At 68.2% G+C, this 6244-nt stretch carries 13 protein-coding genes; 1 reads left to right on the forward strand and 12 read right to left on the reverse strand.

The genetic code is table 11. The features are described 5' to 3' along the window. Positions 1-202: 202 nt before the first annotated feature. From ACFW3F_RS18000 to ACFW3F_RS18040, 9 genes are read right to left on the reverse strand one after another with little or no spacing between them, the layout of a single operon-like run. Positions 203-454 (reverse strand): hypothetical protein, encoded by a 252-nt coding sequence (locus ACFW3F_RS18000; protein ID WP_388059738.1) that lies wholly within the window; start codon positions 452-454, stop codon positions 203-205. Further along, positions 454-753, reverse strand: a complete 300-nt coding sequence (locus ACFW3F_RS18005; RefSeq protein ID WP_388059740.1) for a hypothetical protein — start codon at positions 751-753, stop codon at positions 454-456. The genes ACFW3F_RS18000 and ACFW3F_RS18005 overlap by 1 nt, the downstream gene beginning before the upstream one ends. Before the next feature lie 4 nt (positions 754-757). After that, a complete protein-coding gene (locus ACFW3F_RS18010) occupies positions 758-961 on the reverse strand; it encodes a hypothetical protein (protein ID WP_388059742.1) in 204 nt (67 codons plus the stop codon). 29 nt (positions 962-990) lie between these two features. Beyond that, positions 991-1728: a hypothetical protein gene (locus tag ACFW3F_RS18015; RefSeq protein WP_388059744.1), complete on the reverse strand. Its 738-nt coding sequence runs from the start codon at positions 1726-1728 to the stop codon at positions 991-993. Next, the gene (locus tag ACFW3F_RS18020; protein WP_388059746.1) at positions 1725-1985 is read right to left on the reverse strand and encodes a hypothetical protein; all 261 of its coding nucleotides are present in this window, start codon (positions 1983-1985) and stop codon (positions 1725-1727) included. The genes ACFW3F_RS18015 and ACFW3F_RS18020 overlap by 4 nt, the downstream gene beginning before the upstream one ends. Next, positions 1982-2176, reverse strand: coding sequence for a hypothetical protein (locus ACFW3F_RS18025; protein ID WP_388059748.1), 195 nt, complete (start codon positions 2174-2176; stop codon positions 1982-1984). Before ACFW3F_RS18025 ends, ACFW3F_RS18020 begins: the two co-directional genes overlap by 4 nt. A gap of 30 nt (positions 2177-2206) precedes the next feature. Beyond that, on the reverse strand, positions 2207-3040 hold the full coding sequence (locus ACFW3F_RS18030; protein ID WP_388059749.1) for a hypothetical protein: 834 nt from the start codon (positions 3038-3040) through the stop codon (positions 2207-2209). Beyond that, a complete protein-coding gene (locus ACFW3F_RS18035; protein ID WP_388059751.1) occupies positions 3037-3666 on the reverse strand; it encodes a hypothetical protein in 630 nt (209 codons plus the stop codon). Before ACFW3F_RS18035 ends, ACFW3F_RS18030 begins: the two co-directional genes overlap by 4 nt. A 28-nt stretch (positions 3667-3694) precedes the next feature. Beyond that, positions 3695-4069: a hypothetical protein gene (locus ACFW3F_RS18040; protein WP_388059753.1), complete on the reverse strand. Its 375-nt coding sequence runs from the start codon at positions 4067-4069 to the stop codon at positions 3695-3697. 118 nt (positions 4070-4187) lie between these two features. On the opposite strand from ACFW3F_RS18040, the gene ACFW3F_RS18045 reads away from it, so the two are divergent. Then, positions 4188-4370, forward strand: coding sequence for a helix-turn-helix domain-containing protein (locus ACFW3F_RS18045; RefSeq protein WP_388059754.1), 183 nt, complete (start codon positions 4188-4190; stop codon positions 4368-4370). Positions 4371-4408: 38 nt separating this feature from the next. Here ACFW3F_RS18045 and ACFW3F_RS18050 read toward each other — a convergent pair whose 3' ends face one another. The 3 genes from ACFW3F_RS18050 to ACFW3F_RS18060 form a co-directional block, all read right to left on the reverse strand. Then, positions 4409-5149 (reverse strand): hypothetical protein, encoded by a 741-nt coding sequence (locus ACFW3F_RS18050; protein ID WP_388059756.1) that lies wholly within the window; start codon positions 5147-5149, stop codon positions 4409-4411. Between the two features lie 25 nt (positions 5150-5174). Continuing rightward, positions 5175-5660 carry a hypothetical protein gene (locus tag ACFW3F_RS18055; RefSeq protein ID WP_388059758.1) on the reverse strand — a complete coding sequence of 162 codons (486 nt, stop codon included), beginning with the start codon at positions 5658-5660 and terminating at the stop codon, positions 5175-5177. A gap of 207 nt (positions 5661-5867) precedes the next feature. Next, on the reverse strand, positions 5868-6244 hold a 377-nt coding region (locus ACFW3F_RS18060; protein WP_388059760.1), incomplete at its 5' end, for a hypothetical protein.

The raw sequence follows: 6244 nt of genomic DNA on the forward strand, positions 1-6244 counted from the left end.
CGGTCGACAGCTCGGGAGTGAACAGCTCTGGGGCCAGCTCGTCGAACGATCCCTGGCCTGCATCGTGTGCCATCGGCTGTGCCCCTTCGGAGTGGTGATCGTGGATCTCGGGTTGATGTCAGCGTATCGGGCCTCAGACGGCCGCGACGGCTCCGCGGGCTCGGTTGCCCGACGGCGAGTTGTTCGGCTGCCTGTGGCCCGTTCAGGGCCCGGGAGTGGCGCGGTGGGCGCGGAAGCGTGTCGCAAGGTCAGGGTTGGTGGTGGCCAGGAGTGCGCAGAACCGGTCGACGTCGACGCCGTGGGTGTAGCTGGCGGTGGGCAGGCTCATTGAGCCGGCGGCGTGGAAGGCGGCTTTGACCGCGGAGGACTCCCCGATCGCCAATGCCTGGCCACGGGCGTGTTCGACCCGGTCGACCAGCTCCACGAGGCCGTCGAGGTTCAACAGGTCAGCCATCAGTCGGGGAGCTCCCCGACGTCGAAGAACTGCGGCCACTGGAAGAACCCGCCCGATGGGGAGGGCTCCCACGTGTAGGCCGGGGACAGCCGATAGGTCCACACCCGGTCCTGGTGGGTGATGTCGGCGTAGCTGACGCCATCGACGGTGCGCCGACGGATGTGTCCATCGTCGGTGCGCCACTTGGAGAACGCAGCCAACCGCGGCGGTGACTCATCGGCTTCCATGGTCAGCGGAAAGTCGGTGAACGCGCCTTTCTCGCACTCGTAGCGTCCGAGGTCGTGGACGGTGACGTTCATGGCTTCATCCTCGCCGGGTGTCGGGGGTTGTGGCGAGCTTGACCCACACCAGCGGGTAGCGCCCGTCGATGCGGACGGGTGCAACCCCCACGCTCAATCCTGACGATGGGCCGAACACTGGGTCGCTGGCCACGACCGCGTCGCGCGCGATCTGGTCTCCGAGCCGCGGGGCGGTGAGTGCGGGCGGGCCGGACGGCATGAAGTCCATTGATGCTCCAGGGGCTGGTTGTTCGGTCACTACCCGGCGAACAAGTCGAGTTGTTGTCCTGCGTATCCATCAGCGTGGCAGGCACATTCGCATGTGTAGTGGTCGGCGGGAACGACGATGCGCGCCGAGGTGTTCTCGGTGTGCCGCGACCACCCTGGCCGGAAGGTGGCGACGTAACCGCGGGGACCGTGGCGCCGACGGGCGGCGTCATGGCGCACGCTGAGGTAGCTCGGCCGAGCGCGGCCGTGCCAGCAGCCCACATGGCCCGCGGCGGCGCAGTGCGGTGAGAGTGCCGGCGGTTGGGTGCAGGGCAAGGTGGTGAACCATTCGGCGCGAGCTGCCTCGAGTTCGATGTGCGCGTGGGCGTCGATGGCTTCCAGCGCGATCGCGGTGAGGGCGGTCAGGTCGCGGCTGCGGGTGGCCCAGGCGTGTTGTGCGCGTTCACGTAGCTCGGCGGGAAGCGCGTCAGCCCATCGGCGTAGACGCGTGAGGGTAATCGACACTTCGCGGTGGGGCGGGTCGAACCGCAGGCGTGAGGGTTGTCCGGCGCGGGGTCCGGTGGTGAAACGGTCGGTCACCTCGTAGTGCGCCCACGTGCCGGTGAACCGATTGTCGGTCACCTCGTAGTTGCGTCCGAACCCTCCCCCACTTCTGCGTGACTCGCGTAGCCGACGGCACTCCTCACCCGGGTTGGCGATGACCGGGGCGATGATGTGGACCCACTCCCGCAACAGGTCTCGCTCATCGGCCGACAGCTTGGCGGTCACCGAGTACTCCTGGCCGCATCTGGACGGGGATGATGGGCCGGGGGTACTGGTCCCAGAGACGGCCGTCGAGTTCGCGGCCAGGCGGCCTTCTTTCCGACGCGGAAGGTGGTGTGCAGGTGCGCGCGGTTGTGCCCGGCGCGCAGCGCTTCGCCGTAGCGGGGTCCGTCGGGGTAGGCCAGATCCCCGGGGGCATAGAGAGTGCCGTCGTCGGCGATCGTGTGGGCGTTGCGCCACAACGGGGCGCCGATGAACCTCATGGCATAGCCTCACTGCCGGTTGCGTTCACGCAGGCGCTGGTGCGGCTCAGCTCGAGGTAGTAGGTGCAGTCGTCGCAGAACCCGGTGGCGGGATCGAGACAGCAGCGTTCACAGTGGTGACCCTCGTGATGACAGTCGCAGTCACAGTCGGCGGTGCTCAGTTCCGTTGGCGCCGTGCCGGTCATGGTCATGTGTCCTCCTAGTCCTTGCACTGGGCGGGGTTATCCGCGGGGGTGATAAGTGAAGTCGGCCAGGGCGGGGTCGGCCATCTCCACGATGCCGACGGATGCGAGGTCGGGCAGGACGAGGGTGCCCGCGGTGGTGGTGACCTGAATTTGGGCCGTGGCCCCGAGGCGGGCGACCTGAATGACGCGGGCGGCGCGGTCATGGGTGATCGCCGCGGCCACCGGCTGGGCATCAGGGCCGGACCACCGGTGATCGCCGGCCGGTGCAGGGGGTCGCACGATCCAGTCACCGGCCAGCAGGTAACTGACCAGGGCGGTCCTTGGCGCACCGGTGATGAGCGTGAATCGGCGGTGGTGGCGGGCGCGGACCCGATCGTGGACTACAGCGCCGGCCACAGCAGCGGCGCACAGAGCGGTCAGGGCGGACACGATCGGCGCGACCGGCAGAAGCCCGACGAGGTAGCCAACGATGACCAGTGCGGCGAACGCCGCACCGAAACTGGCCACCTGCGCCGAGCGCGGATCGGCGTTGCGTTCGTGAACGGCGACGGTGCCGGTGGTGTGGTCGGTGCCCGGCGTTGCCGGGAGTGCGACCAGGCGGGTGTCGGGGCGTAGCTGCGCGGTCTGGGCGCCGGTGGTGAAGGTTTGGGTGGCGCCGAGAGTCATGCGGGCTTCGTCGTCGAGCACCGGTGTGGCGTAGCCGCATTCGGCGCAGATCCACATCGGGTGCCCGGCTGATTCGTGAGTGCCGGCGACCATGGGTTGCGGGGTGCGGTGTCGTGGGCAGCTCACCGGCTGCGGCTGCGAGTTGTTCCATCGCGACAGCTCGACGAAGGTCAGCGGGTAGGAGTCGCCGGTCGGGGTGGTCACTGCACGGCCTCCTGTGGGTCGAGGACGAGTGTGGGTGCGACGGCGCCGGTCAGCAGTAGTCGCGCGCCGTGGAGGTGGCCGCGGATCGCGGGGTGGGCGGTGGCGCGGATCTGGTGGTTGATCGAGGCAGCGATGAGGTCGCGGACCTCCACGTCGGGCAGTCCGTCGGCGCCGCCCCAGTTGCGGGGGTCGCAGTAGTTGAGGTGGCGGGCGACCGCGGTGTGCACGGCGCGTTGCTCGATGTCGAGCTCGCGGGCACCTGCCAGGGCGCGACGTCGGTGCTGGGCGATGAGGATGCGCAGCTCGGCCCGCGCGCTGGGCGTGTAGTCGAAGACGTCTTCGCCAGACTCCGGGCCCTCGACGCCACGACTGCTGGCGATGGTCAGTTCACGGGCGGCGGTCTGGGCGAGGTGGCGGATGGCGGCGGCGAAATGGCCGCAGGGCACTGGTATCTGGTTGGTGGAGGCGATCTCGTCGCAGGCCAGGGAGAACTCGATCGTGTCGAACACGCGCGGGTTCAAGTGTCCGAGCACGGTGTAGGCGGTGCGCACGGCCGGGTGTTCGGCGAGCTGGGCCACCGTCCAGGTGGCCGGGTCGCCTGCGGGTTGTGCGGAGTGAGTGCTCATCAGCTCGTCCTCGAGGTGAGTGGTCGGGTTATCCGGCGGTGCGGTAGCCGGTGTAGATCTCGGCGATGATGCGGTCCAGGGCGGCGCAGTCATGTGGGGAGAGCGCGGCGAGGATGCCCGAGTCGGTGTGCGCGGTGAGAACGGCGGTGCCTACCACCGGTCGCGGCTTGCCGACTCCAGCTGAGGCGATCTGGGTGGCCACATCGTTGTAGCCGAACCCACCGACAGTCACCGTCGCCAGTGGCTCAAACAGCGTCCACAGGTCCAGGTGATCAGTCAGGTGCGTGAGGGCGAGTGGATTGAGCGGGCCGCCAACGACTTCGCGCAACGCCTGTTCCGGGTCACCCGCCGGGAGATCGACGTACTCGGCGTCACCGCGATCGGTCAGAACCAGTGCTTTCATTCCCTGCGGCCTCCGTCTCCGTGCTGGGCAACAACTCGTTGTGTATCGAACGGTACATGTATCGCACGGTGCAATCAAGGTGTGTGATGTCTCGTACGGGACATGTACGATCTGATGCATGTCCGCCAATCTTGAGGACGCCGAACAGGCCTTGCGTGAGTGGAAGCGGACCGTGGACGCACGCGACCGCCTTGTCCTCGACGCACTCGCAGCTGGCGTGACCATCAACCGGGTACACACGCTGACCGGGATCAGCCGCAGCACGATCTATCGGCTGCTGGAGTCGACGCACACGCAGTAACCCGATCGCCGCGCTCGGCGAGGTCTGCTCCCCCGCGATCACGCTGATTCCTTGCGAGGTGGAATGCAGAGACCTGCACCGGAGTGAGTTGTGCGCGAATAGGTTTCGCCGATGAGGTTTTCGCTGATGTGCCAACACACAGGATGACCGTTGCGGGGTTCGGTTGTGGCGGCGGCGTAGCGCCAGACGGCGTGTTCGTCGGGGTGGGTAGTGACCTCGACACCGCCGTCGGGGCCGGTGATGACCAGGACCCACACGGCGGTGTTCTGGCGGTCGCGGCCGAAGCGGGCGTTGGTGTCGACCACGCCGCCGGGGGTGGCGCCGAGGTGGTCGGCCGCCTCGACGACCCCCGCTGCGAGCCCCAGAGTGATCAGGCGGTTGACGAGTTGTTGTTCGGTGGCGCCCACCAGTTCGGCGAGATGGCCCAGGTCGGGCCAACCCGCCTCCCAGGCGGCGCGGAGCTTCTGATCGGCGCGGTTGTCCCACAGCGGTATTCCCTCGCTGTGGCAGTAGGTGTGCACCGCGGCGCGGAACTGTTCAACGCTCAGGCGTTTGGTTTTGCGCATCCCGGGCAGACCACCGCCGGCAAAGCAACTGCCGGCGGTGGTCAACTCGCGCGCTCGGGCGCGCACTGCGCGTAGCGACCGGCCGAGGGTGGCAGCCAGCTCCTCGTCGGAGACCTTTGTCGAGGATCCCCACAGGGCATGCCACATCGGGAGGTAGTCGGCCTCCCAGGTCCAGATTCCGTTGCTGCGGCTTCGCTCCTCCGGTGCGCTCATGATGCGTCGTTCCTTGGTGAGGGGGTCAGGGAACGATCAGGTAGTACGACACCGGCTTGTGCGGGAATGCGGTGCCAAAGCCCATGCCCTGCAAGCCTGATCCTGTGCGCAGAACCTGGGTGACAGCCTTGCCGCCGCGCGGTCCGGCGACGATCAGCGCCGACGGACGGATGGTGGCGGGGAAGGTCCAGTTCGCGTGCGCCCGCACCGTGCAGACGGGGTTGCGGCGCCATCCGGGGCCATCGCCGGTGAACTGCCCGGGCCGGTAGGTGATGAACACGGTTCCGGGCTGGCGGGGATCGGTCTTGGCGCTGACGCGGATGGGGCCTCGGCAGTTGTCGTGGTTACCCACGGTCCAGATATCGTCGCCGGCGATCGCCAGGCGGGGGGCTTCGGCCGGGCGGGCTGATGCGGTGCCGGCGCCGAGTCCCGCGGCCGCGGCGAGCACGCTCAGCAGCAGTGCGGCGGCCGCCAGTACGGGGCGGGCCAGGGGGCGTGTGGTCGGTGTCATGGTGCGCCTTTCCTCGGTGGGTGTTGTGCTGGTGTGGTTGAACATTCGGTGTTGTCGTCGGGTGGGCGGATGGAGTCGGTGAGGTGGGCCGGTGACGTAGTCGAGGCTGCCTGTCCCATTCACCACTGCCCGTCGAGGTAGACCGTCGCCCGGTGCTGCACGCCCAGGCGCGGGTCGCGGTAGGTGGTCAGGGTGTGGGTGAACACCTCACACCGTCGCCTCGAGTTGAGCGCGTAACCGGTCGATTTCGGCCGGGTTCTCCTGCCGCCACCGCTCCCACGAGCTGTCGGTGAGCTTCCATTCCACCCATTCGGCCACATCAGGTGTCGGGTCGAACGGCGCTTCGCGGGCGGCGCACCGCGCGCAGACGCACGCGAACGCATCGTCATCGGCATCCGGTGCGTCTTCCTCCCCTTCGCCGAAGTAGACGTAGGTGCGGTGGGTGTCGCAGAAGAACAGGCCACAGCCGTACTCCCCACCACCGGGAGCGTCGCCGCAGATGAAAGAGATCCCCCGATTGATGTTCTCGGCGCACCCGGGGTGATCGCACCCGGCTGGTACTCCATAGCCGACGTCGCGGCCGT

Source organism: Gordonia sp. NPDC058843 (assembly GCF_042743165.1).
In the GTDB taxonomy this organism is placed as follows: domain Bacteria; phylum Actinomycetota; class Actinomycetes; order Mycobacteriales; family Mycobacteriaceae; genus Gordonia.

Excerpts from the sequence above, each read along its gene's own strand:
- ACFW3F_RS18000 (WP_388059738.1), bottom strand. The coding sequence starts at position 454 with ATGGCTGACCTGTTGAACCTCGACGGCCTCGTGGAGCTGGTCGACCGG.
- ACFW3F_RS18005 (WP_388059740.1), bottom strand. The coding sequence starts at position 753 with ATGAACGTCACCGTCCACGACCTCGGACGCTACGAGTGCGAGAAAGGC.
- ACFW3F_RS18010 (WP_388059742.1), bottom strand. The coding sequence starts at position 961 with ATGGACTTCATGCCGTCCGGCCCGCCCGCACTCACCGCCCCGCGGCTC.
- ACFW3F_RS18020 (WP_388059746.1), bottom strand. The coding sequence starts at position 1,985 with ATGAGGTTCATCGGCGCCCCGTTGTGGCGCAACGCCCACACGATCGCC.
- ACFW3F_RS18025 (WP_388059748.1), bottom strand. The coding sequence starts at position 2,176 with ATGACCATGACCGGCACGGCGCCAACGGAACTGAGCACCGCCGACTGT.
- ACFW3F_RS18035 (WP_388059751.1), bottom strand. The coding sequence starts at position 3,666 with ATGAGCACTCACTCCGCACAACCCGCAGGCGACCCGGCCACCTGGACG.
- ACFW3F_RS18040 (WP_388059753.1), bottom strand. The coding sequence starts at position 4,069 with ATGAAAGCACTGGTTCTGACCGATCGCGGTGACGCCGAGTACGTCGAT.
- ACFW3F_RS18045 (WP_388059754.1), top strand. The coding sequence starts at position 4,188 with ATGTCCGCCAATCTTGAGGACGCCGAACAGGCCTTGCGTGAGTGGAAG.
- ACFW3F_RS18050 (WP_388059756.1), bottom strand. The coding sequence starts at position 5,149 with ATGAGCGCACCGGAGGAGCGAAGCCGCAGCAACGGAATCTGGACCTGG.
- ACFW3F_RS18055 (WP_388059758.1), bottom strand. The coding sequence starts at position 5,660 with ATGACACCGACCACACGCCCCCTGGCCCGCCCCGTACTGGCGGCCGCC.